Below are 14703 nucleotides of genomic sequence, written 5' to 3'. Positions count from 1 at the left end.
GAGGAAAAACTGCAAGTTTTGACGAAGCAATCTCAGGAGTTTGTTATTATTTCATGAGATTGCCACGCAGCCTACGGCTGCTCGCAATGACGACCTAGTATCTATGCAACCTTGCCTCCCTTTCCAACCAATATTTACTACAGGCGAAAAAATTAGGATTAGCGAAACTTTCTTTACCGTAAGTAATTTCTTGTCCATGCGTATCTAAAATATTACCACCACCGGCTTTAATTAAAGCATGACCTGCCGCTATGTCCCATTCCATAGTTTGACCGAATTTTGGATATATATCAGCTGCTCCTTCAGCAATTAAGCATAGTTTAATTGAACTGCCTATTGCATTTATTTGACCGAATGAATACTTACTTAAAAATTCTTTAGTAGCTTTATTTGAATTATAAAAACCTATTACCGCATTAAGCTCTTCATGTTTAAGTTCATGATTAACAAATATTTCTTTAGAATTCTGTTCGATTCTTAACCGACCGTTTACATCGGTATAATATAGCTTTGCTGTTTCAGGGTGATATATCAAGCCGATGGTTGGAAAACCGTTTTCAATAAGCCCTATATTGACCGTATATGTACATTTACCGTTTACATAGCTCCATGTCCCATCAATAGGATCGATTAACCAAAAAGTATCACTGCTGAATATAGGTAGCGGCTGCTCTTCACATACTATAGCTATTTGAGAGGTTAAGGTTTGTAGAGTTTGATAAATTATTTTACTAATTTCCTTATCGGCATTAGTGACTACTGACCCATCTGATTTAATATCAGTCAATATCCCTGCCTTTTTTATATCTAGTGCAATCTTGCCGGTATTAATAATTAAATCTTTTAAAGCATTAATTAAATTGTCATTCATAATTATTTATTTAACATCTTTGCAGCTGTATCATCTTCTAACCACTGACCGGTATTTAAAAACGTAGATTGCTGCAACTCAGCGATTTGATGATCAGGTGACCCCGGTAACATTTGCCACCCCAAATATTCAATTCCATAATATCCTATATCAACCATACTTAAATAAGAGTCCATATTTTCTAAATCTTTTTTATTATTTGCAAAAATTACTATTTTTTTAGGTTGTTTCGGTATAATTTTTAAGAACTCTACAAGAGCTTTTACTCTATTTATATTACCGGTAAATATTATACCTAAATAAAAAATAGGGGCTTCAGCATCGCTTGGATTAAATCTAAATACATCTTTATCATTAACTTTATTAGTAAAATTAATATTGAGTCCGTAAAGTACGGTATATAACCATCCTTCATAATTTTCAATTAAATTACATGGGGCCGTTATTTCCTGAAGACCTAAAACCGTTGCACCTTGTTGTTTCATCTTATTAATTAAATCTACCCATTTAGATTCAACAAGCATCATTTGACGCTGCACTATCAATTTTGCAATAGTTTTATTAACTGATGCGTTATCCGCTGCAAGACTATATAAATATTTAGTAAAATTTATATAAGAATTATCCTGATATCGAAATAATTTGGATTTCGGTGTTATGATAGTATTATCTATATTTATAAGTACCAGCGTATCTGCGTCTATCTTCGGTAATAAGTTTTTCATTGTTACTGAATCTACGGAGTAAGTAGGAATAATTTGACCGTAGCCCGCATACGAAATAACTAAGCAAAGTAAACTCAATAAAACTTTATTTATTCGTGTCATAAGGATTTTTACCTTTTGCATTATTATTCTTTAAAGGTGGATTATTTCTTTTTAGCTTATTTATTTGAGATATTAAATCATTAATCAGTTTAGTATAATATGCAACATCTTTATTTTTCAGAGTATTTTTATTATTATAATGATAACCAATAAATAATATATTAGAACTATAACTACTAAGTTGCAATTCCATTGAGCTTAGCAATTCTATGCTACTACTAATCATTATAAAGCATTTCGGTATAAAATTCATTTGAATAAGGAAATTGAGTATCATTTCCGCTTCCGATATATTATTACTCGTCAATATACCCTTATAAAATACCGGATAAGTATTAGCAAAACTGTCTAAATTATTAAAAATAATATAATTATTGTTTGGAAAACTATTTGAAAAATCAATATCGAAATTTTTCTTTAAATAATCGGCAAACCATATCTCAAATTTAGGAATATTATTAAAATTACCGGTAAACCCATCATTTACTGCTATTATGGGGATTTTACTATTACTAATTTCATTTACAAAATTTGGAAAATCAGATTCTTGTAATTCTTTCTTATAACTATCATTAGTTAAAATCAATTGCTTTATATAAATAGTTTTTGAATTTTTATTAATATTACGTAAAAGAGGCGTTAGTGTAAGATAAATGTCTTTATCAAGCTGTGCAACGATAGGCACTAAAGACTTAAACAAAAATTCATCTAGAACCGTTACTACTAATAAATCCTGAGGTACATAATTTTTATTATAATTTTCTTTAAAATCTTGTTTTATTTTATTTAAACTATCCACTTCTATAATTTCTGCACGAGCTATAGAAGCAATAAATAATATTAGAATAAATATATATTTTTTAAACATTTATGATTTCCATTTTTTTAAAGGCAGCATATCACCCTGTGATTTTCTATGTCATTCCCACGAAAGCAGGAATCCAGAAAAAATAACCTTAATAATTGGTACATGTTTGACAAAATAAACATATAAAAGCTTGTTTTTTTATATGTTTTCCTAGATTCCTGCCTACGCGGGAATGACATATATTAGTGTTACCACATCATACTGCTAATATCAATCCATATTAAATTATAATATGGTAAATATGTTTGGAAGTTTTTTTAGTTCGCTTGTCGGTACTGTTGGAAATGCATTTGGCGGTGGCATATTTTCAAGCGTGGGCAGATTTGTCGGCAAAATGCTTGGTGAGTATTTAGATCAACTAAATCACGAACCGATAGAATATGACAATATTAAAAATTTCAAAGAAAGTTTTAAATATGTAACAGCTAATTACGGCGAACCTATACCGCTCATTTTCGGTACTGCAAGAGTTAATGGACAAATAATTTGGGCAAATCAAAATAAGCAACTAAATTGTTATGTTCTATAACCAGTTCCGTAGCAAGAGCCGGTAGTAAATAAATCTCTTTAGGGTACGAGTCTAGAGCTGATAAAATATAACTATTACCGCATAATAATTTGCTTGCAATTAGCTCACTAACAAAATCCGCTCCGGCTTTTTTGGGATTCGGTTTTTTTAGTAAATAATGCACTGGATAGTCTAATATTACTTCTCCGGTTTTACTTTTAAGCACTTTCCACTGAACATGTCCCGCCGATTGTGCAATTAAATTAATACATCTATATACTATAACATTTTCTCGATAAGCTTCTATGCCGACTCTGATTAAATTACCATATGCAATGTCGTTTAGTTCAATAAAATTTTGTGATTTGGTAGTACTATTCTTCCAAAACTTTTTCCAATAATTTTTTATCATATATCCTAATATATTTGTTGTTTTCAGGATTATATAATGATTTGGGAGGTAGACTAAGAGAACTTAATAAGATGTTAATGTTCGTTAATGTAATTAAAATTATTTCTTTACAAATATAAAGATATACTATTTATTATAAAACATATTACCATGAAATATAGCAACTTGATAGGATATAAAACATGTCTTTACCATCTGAATATTATTCACAATGCCCCACAACAGCTTTGAATAAGCTAAAAAATTTTATAAAAACTAAAAAATATGACGAAATAAAATCAATTTTAGCATCTAAGAACAGCTATAATTGTTAGGGTTACATCATGCCATTACGTCATTTGATCTAGAAGCATATAAACTTATTATTTCTTATGCTAACCCTAGCCACTTTACTTCTGCTGAATACGATAGATATATACATAACATCGATGATACATCTATGCTTGATGTAGCAGCATTTATAAATTTTGATACTATACAATATAGAGATACAAAAAGCAGCATGTTGCAAGAGTTGATTAAGTTTAAGAAGAGAGCGATTGAGGAGCAAAATAACAATGCAATTAGTGAACTTAAAATAGAAGGATTTGAATTAAAAAATTAGCTAGTTATTTAAGTTTTCAAGAGTTTAAAAGCTTTATTGAAGATAATAAAATTGAGATAAATATTGAAGAACTTAATATTGCAAAATTTAAAATAGAAAAATTATCACCAATTGCATATAGCAAAAACTCTGATATTACTATTTTAATGACAAGGACTTACAATGTAAGCGATTTAAATGACAATATAATTCTTCATAACTATACAAAGCTTTTGCAATAGGGGCCTACAAATAAGTTATTAGCCTATATAACGGCTAATATTAAAGTGCAAGATAGCCTAAAAATAATATTTGATAATAAATCATTTGCTCATTACGATTGAGACAATAACCTAATATGTATAGGCGCAGAAAAATTAAATTTAGAATCAATAATAGCACATGAATTTGGACATTATGCAATAGAGAAAATTTTTTACAATGCAAGTATCCCACTAAATAATAGTTTTCAAATTTTGAAAACAGATTTCGTAAAAAATGTACCATATCAAAATGATGATAAAATATTTTTGCCTAAAAATTTTGAAAGCTTAAAGCGCTTAATTAATAGTGCATATGAATAGTAGTAGAGCGGCAAAACCAATACTTGATTTAACGGCAAGTTTAATATTAACATCAGAGGAAAAAAATGAAATTAGTAGTAAATATAACGATAGTAAAGAATTGATTAAATATTTAAAAAACGAGACTATATTACCTATATTTTACTTTAATAATTATAGACCGGACAAAACAGATACAAGAGAATTAGAGGAAGTTATAAAAACTAATTCTCATGCCCATATTATGACCAATTTAATTATTAATTTATTAAAATTACCTTGTGTAAAAGAACAGGATTATTATGAATTATTTGCAACTGATCAAAAAGTTCAATTGCAATGTATATTAACCAAAATTCTACCGCAAATAATAAAAGATAAAGATCTTACTAGCGAGCAAGTTTACTACTTAGAAAGCATTGGAAATCTTATACACAGAGAATCAGATGATAGAGCTGCAGAGTTCATAGTTAGGTATCTAGAAATTAGTATAGATAATTTATTGCATTCCATCGAAGATTCACGTATTATTAATGCAATCCAACCGCTGACAGATTTTTGGGAGGAACACATAGTTCCTAAAATGGAATCTACTATTATAGGATGTACAAAGGAATATAATTGTGACACATTTGATGGAGCGTAATTAATTTAGCTATTGTTGTGTGGCGCTTTTTATGTCATACCTGGCTTTTCGAAAACTATCCAGCACTATAACAAAAAAACCCTAATCACTAAAATTATACCTAATATTTTTTCTAGCAGAACTTATATCTTTTAAACGTTCACAAACCTTTTCAAAGACTTGTTTAGGCAAGATATTTGAAGCATTAATTTGTAAAAATTTATCGTCTTTTAATTTAATCGAAAAAGAAGGCTCTTGAAATTCTGGCCCATCAATTTCTCTAGCAATTTTTATATAATAACCGATTATATGACTGTTGTAATAATCACTTTTACTAATCATTTTCTTAGCTATTTTATTAATCTGCATGTCAGTTTTAGCAGTATAAGTAACCGTAAGGGCAATACCTAGCATAAGACGCTGTCTATGACTAAAAGGAATATCTGAAGATAATATAAATTCCGAAACAAAATTTGCTCTAAGCGTTTTATCAATATTTTTATTATATTGTGCTAGCATTATAGCGAGTTTAATAATAATAACAGTCGTGGCATCGGCATTAATTAAAAGATATTGTACTGCTTCAATATATTTTTCAATTTTACATATATTTCTATCAAATTTTACTAATCTCTTCACCCTCTCATAAATAATATCTTTTTCTGTTTCATGAGACGGCAACGAGTCAAATCTTACTCCTTCTTTTAAACCGTAATTTGAGATAATAATTTTTTCCGGTGAAAATACCTTAATCATTGCTTTTATTACTAAAACTGCATTATAATTTATGACTTTCTGCTCGTAATAACTCAGCTTTAATTTATCGATTTGCGATAATTTCTCTAAATATAACTCAAACTCTACACGATTTATTTCAAAATTATGTAAATTTTTAAGGGGATAATTTATAGACTCCATGTATATACGGCTCATTAGACGTAATGCACCGCCAATTAAATATAAATTAGGATAATGTGCAGTTCCAAATTCTTCCTCTAGCATTTTAGTAATAAGCCCGACATCACCAAAATTGCTACTAACAATAATTTTTGTACCAAGCGGCAATGATTTTAATTTACCGACTTTTTTATTTCCAATCTGTGCAAGCTCAAGACTTCCACCTCCAAGATCAGCTACAATACCGAAAGCATCACTAATACCGGAAATTAATCCGGCAGCAGTTAAATAAGCTTCACGTTCACCTGAGATAATTTCAATATCAATATTGAATCTCTTTTTAATTATAGCTTTGAATTCATCTGCTTTAGGATGCCCCCTAAGTATAGCTGTTGCAACACATCTAATATTAGTAACGGACAGTTTGGTAAAAATATGAATAAGATATTGTAGAGATAAATATGTTTGATGTTTTACGTCTAAATTATCTAAATTAAGTAAATTTGTAAGATAATTTCTAAATTTATAATTAAAAATTTCCGGCGCTCCAAGCTCATCACTTTCATAAACTACAGCTCTTAAAGCATTTGAACCGATATCAATAATAGCTGAACGCATTTTACTCATTATTTTCCGGAACAGTTATTGTTTCGGTCTCTTCAGAAGCCTCATTATTATTTGCCCTAGGGTCAAAAGGTACTTGAGTAGGTACAAAAGTCGGCGGTAATAATCTACTAGTAAAAAACTTATCTTCGTAATACTTAATTTTACGAGATTTTATAGGCGGAAAGGATTCTATTAAAACAATTTGCTCATCTCTCGGTAACTGTATTACTTCTTGAGGTAAAAGTAAAGCTCTTTGAACCTGAGAAACGTTTTGAGTTCTAGTAGAAATATTAAGATCAAAAAATAAAGGTTTACTAAATGATCTTTGTTCTACCGTCTTATTACCGACAAGCTGCGATATTAAATTTGCCGTTTCATAGTTATTAGCGGCAAAAGTAATACGATATGTTGCATTAGATAAGAAAGAATTCATCCCTGCATCTTCATATGTTCCTTTTAACTGCTGTGTATCTTGAATAATTAAAAATAAACGAACTCTATAACCTCTAAAATAAGCTATACCGGATTTAAAAGTATCCATCTTCCCGAGCGTCGGGAACTCGTCAAGTAAGAACATTACTCCATACGGCTCTTCCTTTAAATCCGGCATTTTGCGGCTTAAAAATTCTGTCGCCTGCTGATAAAACACCTGCATTAATTTTTGTAAACGCTGTATATTATCGGGTGTTAACCCTACATATACGGTTGTTTTTACTTTTTTAAATTCTTGTATATTGAAATCAGAAGATGCTGTAGCTGAATCAATAAGTGGATTTGCCCATAATTCAAGCGATGAGTTCATTGTAGATATTACGCCGGAACGCTCTTTATCGGCTTTTTGCAAAAATGCAGCAATATTCATATATGCAACAGGATGTATTACACCACCAAGCGTATCGAGTACGACCGCTAGATTATAAACTACGTCGTCACTCCTCATAGTACGCACTACTTCACCGAAAGATTTAGTTTTAGTAGAATCGGCTATTAAATATAGAGTTACGCCTAAAAATAAGCTTCGTGCCTCATTATTCCAAAAATCCTTTTCCGGCATTATAAGATTTGAAATTTTTTGAACGTCATCAACCATTTGCCCAGGTTTAGTACTAACCCAATCAATCGGATTATAACAATGAGTAATACCATCAGGATTAGAAGGCTCCCATACAAAAACTTTCTGCCCTTGCTTCTCACGCCAACCACTTGTCAACCCGTGATTTTCGAGCTTTATGTCATGCACTACTACCGAATCACTCCAAAATAACAAGTTAGGTATCACAAACCCTACACCTTTACCTGAACCGGTAGGAGCAAATAATAAAGCATGCTGGAACCCGTCTGCAACAAAATATCCACCGGCATCAACACCGATCAGCATACCTTTCTTAGATCTAAGACCTGCAGCCTCTATATCTGACGGATTAGCCCAGCTTGCATCTCCATATACTTTTTCATCTTGTTTGAAAAATTGTAATGATTTTATTCTTTCAAAATTTTTAATGTAAAATATTATAACAATAATAGCTGGACTGAGAAGAGAGGCAAGTAGCTTCAATTTTAAATAATTATAGTCGGCAATTTTTAACTGCCCCCAAACGTTAATAAGCCAGTAAGCCCACTTATAAGCAATATTTATAGCATTTATATTTACACCTAAAGCTCCAACCTCATTAGTAAAAATTGCAACAAATGCACCACTTATCCAAATGGTACAAAAAATAACAACCGGATGAATTATAGCATGACCGAATATATTTCTAGTAACTTTAAGTATCTTATGCCATTCCATGAATTGATATCCCTAGTTTATGCTTATATATTAGTTTTTGCGTGGAGTCATTTTTACGTCATTACGAGCAACTAAAAGGAGCGTGGCAATCTCAGGATTGTGTCCTGAGATTGCTTCGTCAATTACTTCGTAATTTCCTCGCAATAATGTTTTTAAATCATCCCCTCAGCGTTCTTGTTCTTCTTATAATATACTTCCGAAACATATCTTTTCCCGCCGCTACCGCGTTTTAACTGCACAACGATATCTACAACGGTTAAAATATATTTCTTTACTTCTTCAGGCGGCATACCAAGATCTGCTTGCATAACCATAAGCTTTAACTGCTCAATAGCCATAGCAGGACTATCAGCATGCAGTGTTGATATTGAACCGGGATGACCTGTATTAATAGCACGCAAAAAACTAAAAGCTTCCTTACCTCGAAGCTCACCTACTATAATCCTATCTGGTCTTAAACGCAAACAGGCCTCTATTAAATCTTGAGTAGTAACATTTGCACGCCCCTGTCCTCCTTTGGAAGCCAGTAAATGCACTCTGTTAGGATGACTTGATAGCACAACCTCACGAGCATCTTCTACAGTAATTAATCTTTCTATTGCAGGTATTTCAGTGAGTGCCGCATTAGTAAAAGTAGTTTTACCAGTTGAAGTACCGCCGCTAATTATGATATTTTTCTTTGAAACAACTGCATGTCTAATAAATTCTTTAATCTTTTTTTCAGCTAAGAAATTATTTAAAATTACTGCATCTTCATCTATTAAACTCTCTGTTGCAGTATCATCAAATGCCCCCATTTTAGCATATTCATCTAAAGTTAGATTCATACCGCTAGGCTTTCTTATAGCATAAATGATTTGTCCTATCTCACAAGCAGGAGGAAATACTATTTGAATACGGTAGCCATTCGGCAAAGTTGCCGAAAGAAGCGGTTTTTCTTCTGAAATCATCTGCTCGGTAGATTGAGCGACTAAACTCCCTAATGCAAGTAGATGTTCGCTATCCAGTTCCGGTATTTGCTTAGAATATATATCGCCTTTTTTTTCAACCCATACTTCTCCGGGCTTATTAACCATAATTTCGTTAATACCGTCTTCAGCAAATAAATTTTTAAAAGGAAGTAAAAACGTCTCTAAGGCTGCAAATTCTTCACTCATTTCATTACCTTCGATTTTAATAAAACGGATTTTGGGAATTTATAATCCTTATTAACGTATATTCTAACCGACGTACCTTGATTAACCGTTGTCGTCGGCTTAAACTGCTGCTGAGTTATCATATTTTTTACAACATTCGTTACATCCTTAAAAGCTTGAGTAGAAGCTTGTTGTGCTTGCGTCGGAGTTGATGCTATAGAGGTAGTAGTAAGCAAACTTGAAGCTGCCGTATTAACTGCCTGTACTAAGGTTTGAAGTCTCTGCTCAGCAGTATTCGCTGAAGAAGCAGTTTGTGCGGTTGTACATGCTTGAGTCATAGTAGTATAAGCAGTCGAAGTTTTATCGGTAATAGCAGCAAGTATATTAGTACAAATTGTAACTATCCTAGTATTTGCATCCATAGCGGTATTAGACGCAATAGTTTGAGCAGTATTTAATAATTGTTTTGCCGTAGCACTATTGGTAGCCGCTGCCTGAGAAGCTATAGGAGGCGGCACTAACTTATCAAGGACTTTAGCAAGCCCTATATTAAAACCGGATTGTAATACGGCATTTGCAAATTGTTCTTTATATTTATTATCAACTCTTCCTTGTAGTCCCGGTCTACCTAAATTATCAACTGCAGGTGAGTCGAATTCTATAGTATAACCATTAGTTAAATCGATTCTATCCCATATTATAGAAACTCTACCGTAACTATCTGAAGAAGTTGAGGTTGCATATTTACCGAATATTTTTGATCCTTTCGGTATCAATATAACTTTATCTTTCTCAGAAAATACGTCTCTACTAATAATGGCTCTTATTTCACCGCCGAGATCACTATTTATTGCCGTTTCAAGGACTGCATCAATTAATTTACCGCGTCCGAGAACCAAAGACATATCACCGCGATCTTTAAAGGTTGCTGCTGCCGTAATCTGTTCCGGTGTTTTTTTAGGCTCTACACCACCAATTAACACTATCGCTGATTTTCTTTTTGCTTCACGACGTTGCTTCTCTGCATCGCTCTCAACTAACGTTCCTGAAGTCGAAGGCAACGAAACCGGCGGCAATGGAAGTGTTTTATCTTTATTCTCTTCTACAGGAGTAGTAGGAGGTAAGACCGGTGGAACTTTTACTACCGGAGGGGGAGGCGGTGGAGGAGCAGTGGGCATCTCAAGCTTAGGCGGATCAGGTAACTTTGGAATCTCCGGAATATTATCATCAACCTCCGTAACAGGTTTTACAATATGACTCGGTATCTGAGTCTCCAGTACTTCTTCTTTTTCAGTACCGAAAAAAAGAGTATAAAAAATATATATAAAAATACCACAAATTACGACTACTATCGCAATACTCTTATTAAAGCTAACCGAAACTTTTGATAATTCTCTTTGTACTTCAGGAAAATCTGCTCCTGATAAAGAATCGGTATTATGATTGTTATTTTGCTCTTCAGCCATATCTAAATTATATTAGTTAAAGTATTTTTATTGTCATTGTTGCGTGGATCGGTTTTCCGTCATTGCGAGGAACCGCAGAGCAATTGTAAGTCCGCAATCTCAGGAGTTTGTATTATTTCATGAGATTGCCACGCAGCCTACGGCTGCTCGCAATGACGTATCTACACAGAAATGACATCGATTAAAATCTTGCCATGTAATTACTATTTTTCTTAGGGTAGTAAAATTTAATTACATATACTAAATCCCTTTCGTTACCCATCATAAGTTCCGTAGAAGCGATATCAAATTCATATATTCTTTTATTAGTTATAATAGTCATATTTGTACGAATATCTTTTTCAAGAGGCTTAATAAATAATCTATTTGCCAAAGGAGTTATTTTCCAAGCATAAGCATCCCCAAGAATTATATTTTGGATTTCTTCGTTTTTAGCAAATTCTATATGCGATTGAAAGCCAAAATGCAAAACTAATAAATAAACTTCATTTGGATTATATATATAAGTTTTTATCCTATTATCTTTAGTTATAGATAAATCATCTACATAATTATTACTACTATTACATGGATCATCTACAAGTGGACATTCTCGTTGTACTGTAAAACCACTTAATAATATAAAAACTAAAAAATAAAATCTAACTATTGTCATCGTCTACCCTATATCCGTTCACTTGAAACCCTACAGGATTTACATCAAGTTCTGAATCTGTTAATTGCATAGGCACATAAGCATAACTTACTACCGCTATTTTATTATAAACTAATTGGTTTCCTGATGTTTCATTTACGGAAAATCTAACTATATATTTATCTGCTGCGATTTTTGACCATGATTTTATTACTAAAAATGTAGTATTCTCTTCTTTATATTTTAAAGTAGGATCAAAATCTTTATTTCTTATATAGCCAAGATAATTGTAATAAACACTGCTTGTTGAAAATAATCTTATTGTCGTACGAGCTATCGTCGCAAAATCAACCGGATTATATGTTTCCCGTGCCGTTATGTATTTCTTTATAAAATACCTTGTAAGAGACTCATCCGCCGTTAACACTGGTGATGAAATAGGTTCTACCACCGAGGCACGTCCGGTATTACTATTAAGCTGAATAACAAAAGGCTCAAACTGTTTAGATTTTACTACAAAGGCTATTACTAAAGTTGCTATAACCATAAAAATAGTTAGTAGTATTATTAATATGATAAGTAAGTTACGTTGAACAAGTAACTTATCAGATCGCTCTTCATACCAATTCTGAGTAATTTTTAAAGGATTAGCCGATTTAATACTTTCTTGTGTTTGTGTATCTCCTGAACCGATTTGCGAGTTATTACTTGATTTAAAGAAGCCAAATATATTATTCATATCAAAGGTATTTTTATTATTACATTGTTATTGTGTAAAACTATTACTTTTATACTATATTTACTGAATTAACAGGTCTTCTTATACAAGGATTTACGCTTACACTCGAGCCATCATCTATATCAGCAGAAACACACGGGCTTTTAATTTCATAAGGAGCTGAAGGGGTACATGACAACAATTGAGCAAGCATAATTAATACTAATAGAAGCTTTAATGATTTTAACATTTTAATTATACATTATTAAATTATCTTGTTACTATTTTAAAATTACCTTACTATACAATAGTTCACAAGCATTTTTTGAAAAAATCTATTTATAAATATAAAAAAATATTAAAAAGATTGTAAACTATTATACTCTGAAGTAAATGAAAGAGTAGTTAACGAAGTTCAGCTTAGGAGAAGAGCGTATACTTAATACGTGGCTACCTGCGGACTTATAAGACATTGTCGCCAATTTTTCAAGTAGGACGAGTATAACATAATAACTACCATCAATAATTGTTATTGTATAATTTTAATTTATAATTTATTTATTTTAATTTTAAAGTTAAATATTTGGTATTGTAGCAACAATATAAACTTATTTTATAGCTTAAATAACATTAAATTAACAAATCATAATCATATTATAATAATTATGATAGAGTTTTAAAACAGAATAAAATTAGATATTAATCTAGTAATTATGGACCCATTAACCAACGCAATACAAGAATATATAAAATCCGGTGAATATTTTATTGATGCAAGAAAATGGTATAATTTTAAGTATATCTTACCATTAAGTCATAGAAGTCTTCTGCTTTTAATATGCACGATTTTTACCTTATTATTAACCTTAGTTTGTATAAATATCAATATATTGCTACCTATAAACAAAAAAGTAAGTTATTTAATAAAAGATGATGCCGCAAAACAAGCTACCGTTACTAATACTAAACATTCAACATTAACAAATCCTTATATCTCTATTGCAAATATTATGCTTCAGAATTATGTAAAGCAACGAGAAGAATACAATTACAATATATTAAAAGAACAATTTACCTTTATCAAAAATGCTTCTACGAGTATTGTTTATATGCAATTTGCTAATTTTATGAATATTGATAACCCATTATCACCGGTCATAAGATATCAAAAACTATATAGACGCTCAATTAATATATTATCAATTAACAATATAAACTATAACGAGGCAGTTGTTACTTTTGAATCATTGGCAAAAAATAGTACGGATGCAATTTTAGAAAATATGGTATGGGAAGCAAGAATCGGATTTATAATGGATTCTATCAGTACAAATACATCACCTGATATGCCGTTCAATTTTACCGTTACTAGTTACAAACTAAAGTTATTAAGGAATAAAAATCAGAAATAATATGAAGCAACTAATAATATTTTGTACTTTTATAATACTTACATTAGATGTATTTGCTCTTACTATATCACGACCTCTAGGTCGAGACCCACGTCTAAGAGTTATGACTTATAACCCTGACGATGTTTTCAAATTCACAGGATATTACGGCTATCAAGCAAGTATAGAACTAGCAAGAGACGAGGAAATAGTAAGTATTTCTATGGGAGATACTACTTCATGGCAAATAGTACCTGCCGGTCATAGGATTTTTATTAAACCGATGGAACCGGATGCTACTACTAATATGACTTTAATTACTAATAAACGGACGTACTTCTTTGAACTATATGCCGCCGAAACTCTTGATATGCGTGATCCTGAAATGGTCTTTAACGTAAAGTTTCTTTATCCGGATGACGAAAATGACAATATGAGCGGTCATATGCAAACTTTTTCTACTGCCCTAGCAAGTCCCGACCTGACTCATCCTGAAAAATATAACTTTAATTACTATATTAGCGGCAGCGAAGAAATAGCTCCTATTAAAATTTTTGATGACGGTGAGTTTACTTATCTGCAATTTAGAGATAAAAACGCTGAAATTTCTGGTATTTTTGCTGTAGATGATTCACTTCGAGAATCTTTAGTAAATTATCGCCTTGCTCAAGATAATCCTAATATGGTGATCCTTGAACAGGTTTTTCCTAAGCTCGCTATACGTAAGGGCAAAAAAGTCACATGCGTATTTAATCAGTCTTTCAAAGCGTATTAATGTCTACCAACGTCATTGCGGCAATGACGATGAA

General features: G+C 31.7%; 16 protein-coding genes. 5 read left to right on the top strand and 11 right to left on the bottom strand.

What is annotated here, in order from left to right; genetic code table 11:
* Positions 1 to 94 precede the first annotated feature (94 nt).
* From RAT170B_RS01525 to RAT170B_RS01515, 3 genes are read right to left on the bottom strand one after another with little or no spacing between them, the layout of a single operon-like run.
* On the bottom strand, positions 95 to 871 hold the full coding sequence (locus RAT170B_RS01525; protein WP_045805418.1) for a 3'(2'),5'-bisphosphate nucleotidase CysQ: 777 nt from the start codon (positions 869 to 871) through the stop codon (positions 95 to 97).
* Between the two features lie 2 nt (positions 872 to 873).
* A complete protein-coding gene (locus RAT170B_RS01520) occupies positions 874 to 1719 on the bottom strand; it encodes a DUF2608 domain-containing protein (protein WP_045805417.1) in 846 nt (281 codons plus the stop codon).
* On the bottom strand, positions 1682 to 2566 hold the full coding sequence (locus RAT170B_RS01515; protein ID WP_045805416.1) for a DUF2608 domain-containing protein: 885 nt from the start codon (positions 2564 to 2566) through the stop codon (positions 1682 to 1684). The genes RAT170B_RS01520 and RAT170B_RS01515 overlap by 38 nt, the downstream gene beginning before the upstream one ends.
* A 241-nt stretch (positions 2567 to 2807) precedes the next feature.
* Between RAT170B_RS01515 and RAT170B_RS01510 the strand changes: the two genes are divergently transcribed.
* Positions 2808 to 3095 carry a hypothetical protein gene (locus RAT170B_RS01510; protein ID WP_014014100.1) on the top strand — a complete coding sequence of 96 codons (288 nt, stop codon included), beginning with the start codon at positions 2808 to 2810 and terminating at the stop codon, positions 3093 to 3095.
* Here RAT170B_RS01510 and RAT170B_RS12010 read toward each other — a convergent pair.
* A complete protein-coding gene (locus RAT170B_RS12010) occupies positions 3037 to 3300 on the bottom strand; it encodes a hypothetical protein (protein WP_315849880.1) in 264 nt (87 codons plus the stop codon). The two genes, RAT170B_RS01510 and RAT170B_RS12010, sit on opposite strands and share 59 nt — an antisense overlap.
* A gap of 493 nt (positions 3301 to 3793) precedes the next feature.
* Here RAT170B_RS12010 and RAT170B_RS01500 point away from each other — a divergent pair, with 493 nt between their 5' ends.
* Together RAT170B_RS01500 and RAT170B_RS11055 are read left to right on the top strand one after the other, a co-directional pair.
* A complete protein-coding gene (locus tag RAT170B_RS01500; RefSeq protein WP_045805414.1) occupies positions 3794 to 4090 on the top strand; it encodes a hypothetical protein in 297 nt (98 codons plus the stop codon).
* A 555-nt stretch (positions 4091 to 4645) separates the two neighbouring features.
* Positions 4646 to 5278, top strand: a complete 633-nt coding sequence (locus RAT170B_RS11055; protein WP_261368626.1) for a hypothetical protein — start codon at positions 4646 to 4648, stop codon at positions 5276 to 5278.
* A gap of 81 nt (positions 5279 to 5359) precedes the next feature.
* Here the strand turns inward: RAT170B_RS11055 and RAT170B_RS01490 are convergent, their stop codons facing one another.
* The 7 genes from RAT170B_RS01490 to RAT170B_RS01460 all read right to left on the bottom strand — a co-directional run bounded on the left by RAT170B_RS01490 (position 5360) and on the right by RAT170B_RS01460 (position 12753).
* Positions 5360 to 6772, bottom strand: coding sequence for a Ppx/GppA phosphatase family protein (locus RAT170B_RS01490; RefSeq protein ID WP_045805512.1), 1413 nt, complete (start codon positions 6770 to 6772; stop codon positions 5360 to 5362).
* A gap of 1 nt (position 6773) precedes the next feature.
* Positions 6774 to 8549 carry a type IV secretory system conjugative DNA transfer family protein gene (locus RAT170B_RS01485; protein WP_045805413.1) on the bottom strand — a complete coding sequence of 592 codons (1776 nt, stop codon included), beginning with the start codon at positions 8547 to 8549 and terminating at the stop codon, positions 6774 to 6776.
* 152 nt (positions 8550 to 8701) lie between these two features.
* Entirely contained in the window at positions 8702 to 9706 is a 1005-nt protein-coding gene (virB11, locus tag RAT170B_RS01480) for a P-type DNA transfer ATPase VirB11 (protein WP_014120655.1), read from the bottom strand.
* Positions 9703 to 11151, bottom strand: a complete 1449-nt coding sequence (locus RAT170B_RS01475) for a TrbI/VirB10 family protein (RefSeq protein WP_045805412.1) — start codon at positions 11149 to 11151, stop codon at positions 9703 to 9705. Before RAT170B_RS01475 ends, virB11 begins: the two co-directional genes overlap by 4 nt.
* Before the next feature lie 181 nt (positions 11152 to 11332).
* On the bottom strand, positions 11333 to 11806 hold the full coding sequence (locus RAT170B_RS01470; protein WP_017443177.1) for a TrbG/VirB9 family P-type conjugative transfer protein: 474 nt from the start codon (positions 11804 to 11806) through the stop codon (positions 11333 to 11335).
* Positions 11793 to 12524 carry a virB8 family protein gene (locus RAT170B_RS01465; RefSeq protein WP_045805411.1) on the bottom strand — a complete coding sequence of 244 codons (732 nt, stop codon included), beginning with the start codon at positions 12522 to 12524 and terminating at the stop codon, positions 11793 to 11795. Before RAT170B_RS01465 ends, RAT170B_RS01470 begins: the two co-directional genes overlap by 14 nt.
* Before the next feature lie 49 nt (positions 12525 to 12573).
* Positions 12574 to 12753, bottom strand: a complete 180-nt coding sequence (locus RAT170B_RS01460) for a DUF2706 domain-containing protein (RefSeq protein WP_010977041.1) — start codon at positions 12751 to 12753, stop codon at positions 12574 to 12576.
* Between the two features lie 463 nt (positions 12754 to 13216).
* On the opposite strand from RAT170B_RS01460, the gene RAT170B_RS01455 reads away from it, so the two are divergent.
* Positions 13217 to 13915, top strand: a complete 699-nt coding sequence (locus RAT170B_RS01455) for a virB8 family protein (RefSeq protein ID WP_045805410.1) — start codon at positions 13217 to 13219, stop codon at positions 13913 to 13915.
* 1 nt (position 13916) lies between these two features.
* Complete coding sequence (gene virB9, locus RAT170B_RS01450; RefSeq protein WP_045805409.1) at positions 13917 to 14669, top strand: P-type conjugative transfer protein VirB9; 753 nt, start codon at positions 13917 to 13919, stop codon at positions 14667 to 14669.
* Positions 14670 to 14703 lie beyond the last annotated feature (34 nt).

Origin of the sequence: Rickettsia argasii T170-B, assembly GCF_000965185.1 — a bacterium.
GTDB lineage: Bacteria > Pseudomonadota > Alphaproteobacteria > Rickettsiales > Rickettsiaceae > Rickettsia > Rickettsia rickettsii.
This window is presented reverse-complemented; position numbering and strand designations above follow the sequence as displayed.

Excerpts from the sequence above, each read along its gene's own strand:
- RAT170B_RS01465 (WP_045805411.1), bottom strand. The coding sequence starts at position 12,524 with ATGAATAATATATTTGGCTTCTTTAAATCAAGTAATAACTCGCAAATC.
- RAT170B_RS01490 (WP_045805512.1), bottom strand. The coding sequence starts at position 6,772 with ATGCGTTCAGCTATTATTGATATCGGTTCAAATGCTTTAAGAGCTGTA.
- RAT170B_RS01475 (WP_045805412.1), bottom strand. The coding sequence starts at position 11,151 with ATGGCTGAAGAGCAAAATAACAATCATAATACCGATTCTTTATCAGGA.
- RAT170B_RS01525 (WP_045805418.1), bottom strand. The coding sequence starts at position 871 with ATGAATGACAATTTAATTAATGCTTTAAAAGATTTAATTATTAATACC.
- RAT170B_RS01460 (WP_010977041.1), bottom strand. The coding sequence starts at position 12,753 with ATGTTAAAATCATTAAAGCTTCTATTAGTATTAATTATGCTTGCTCAA.
- RAT170B_RS01515 (WP_045805416.1), bottom strand. The coding sequence starts at position 2,566 with ATGTTTAAAAAATATATATTTATTCTAATATTATTTATTGCTTCTATA.
- virB9 (WP_045805409.1), top strand. The coding sequence starts at position 13,917 with ATGAAGCAACTAATAATATTTTGTACTTTTATAATACTTACATTAGAT.
- virB11 (WP_014120655.1), bottom strand. The coding sequence starts at position 9,706 with ATGAGTGAAGAATTTGCAGCCTTAGAGACGTTTTTACTTCCTTTTAAA.
- RAT170B_RS01510 (WP_014014100.1), top strand. The coding sequence starts at position 2,808 with ATGTTTGGAAGTTTTTTTAGTTCGCTTGTCGGTACTGTTGGAAATGCA.
- RAT170B_RS01470 (WP_017443177.1), bottom strand. The coding sequence starts at position 11,806 with ATGACAATAGTTAGATTTTATTTTTTAGTTTTTATATTATTAAGTGGT.
- RAT170B_RS01485 (WP_045805413.1), bottom strand. The coding sequence starts at position 8,549 with ATGGAATGGCATAAGATACTTAAAGTTACTAGAAATATATTCGGTCAT.
- RAT170B_RS11055 (WP_261368626.1), top strand. The coding sequence starts at position 4,646 with ATGAATAGTAGTAGAGCGGCAAAACCAATACTTGATTTAACGGCAAGT.
- RAT170B_RS01455 (WP_045805410.1), top strand. The coding sequence starts at position 13,217 with ATGGACCCATTAACCAACGCAATACAAGAATATATAAAATCCGGTGAA.
- RAT170B_RS01520 (WP_045805417.1), bottom strand. The coding sequence starts at position 1,719 with ATGCAAAAGGTAAAAATCCTTATGACACGAATAAATAAAGTTTTATTG.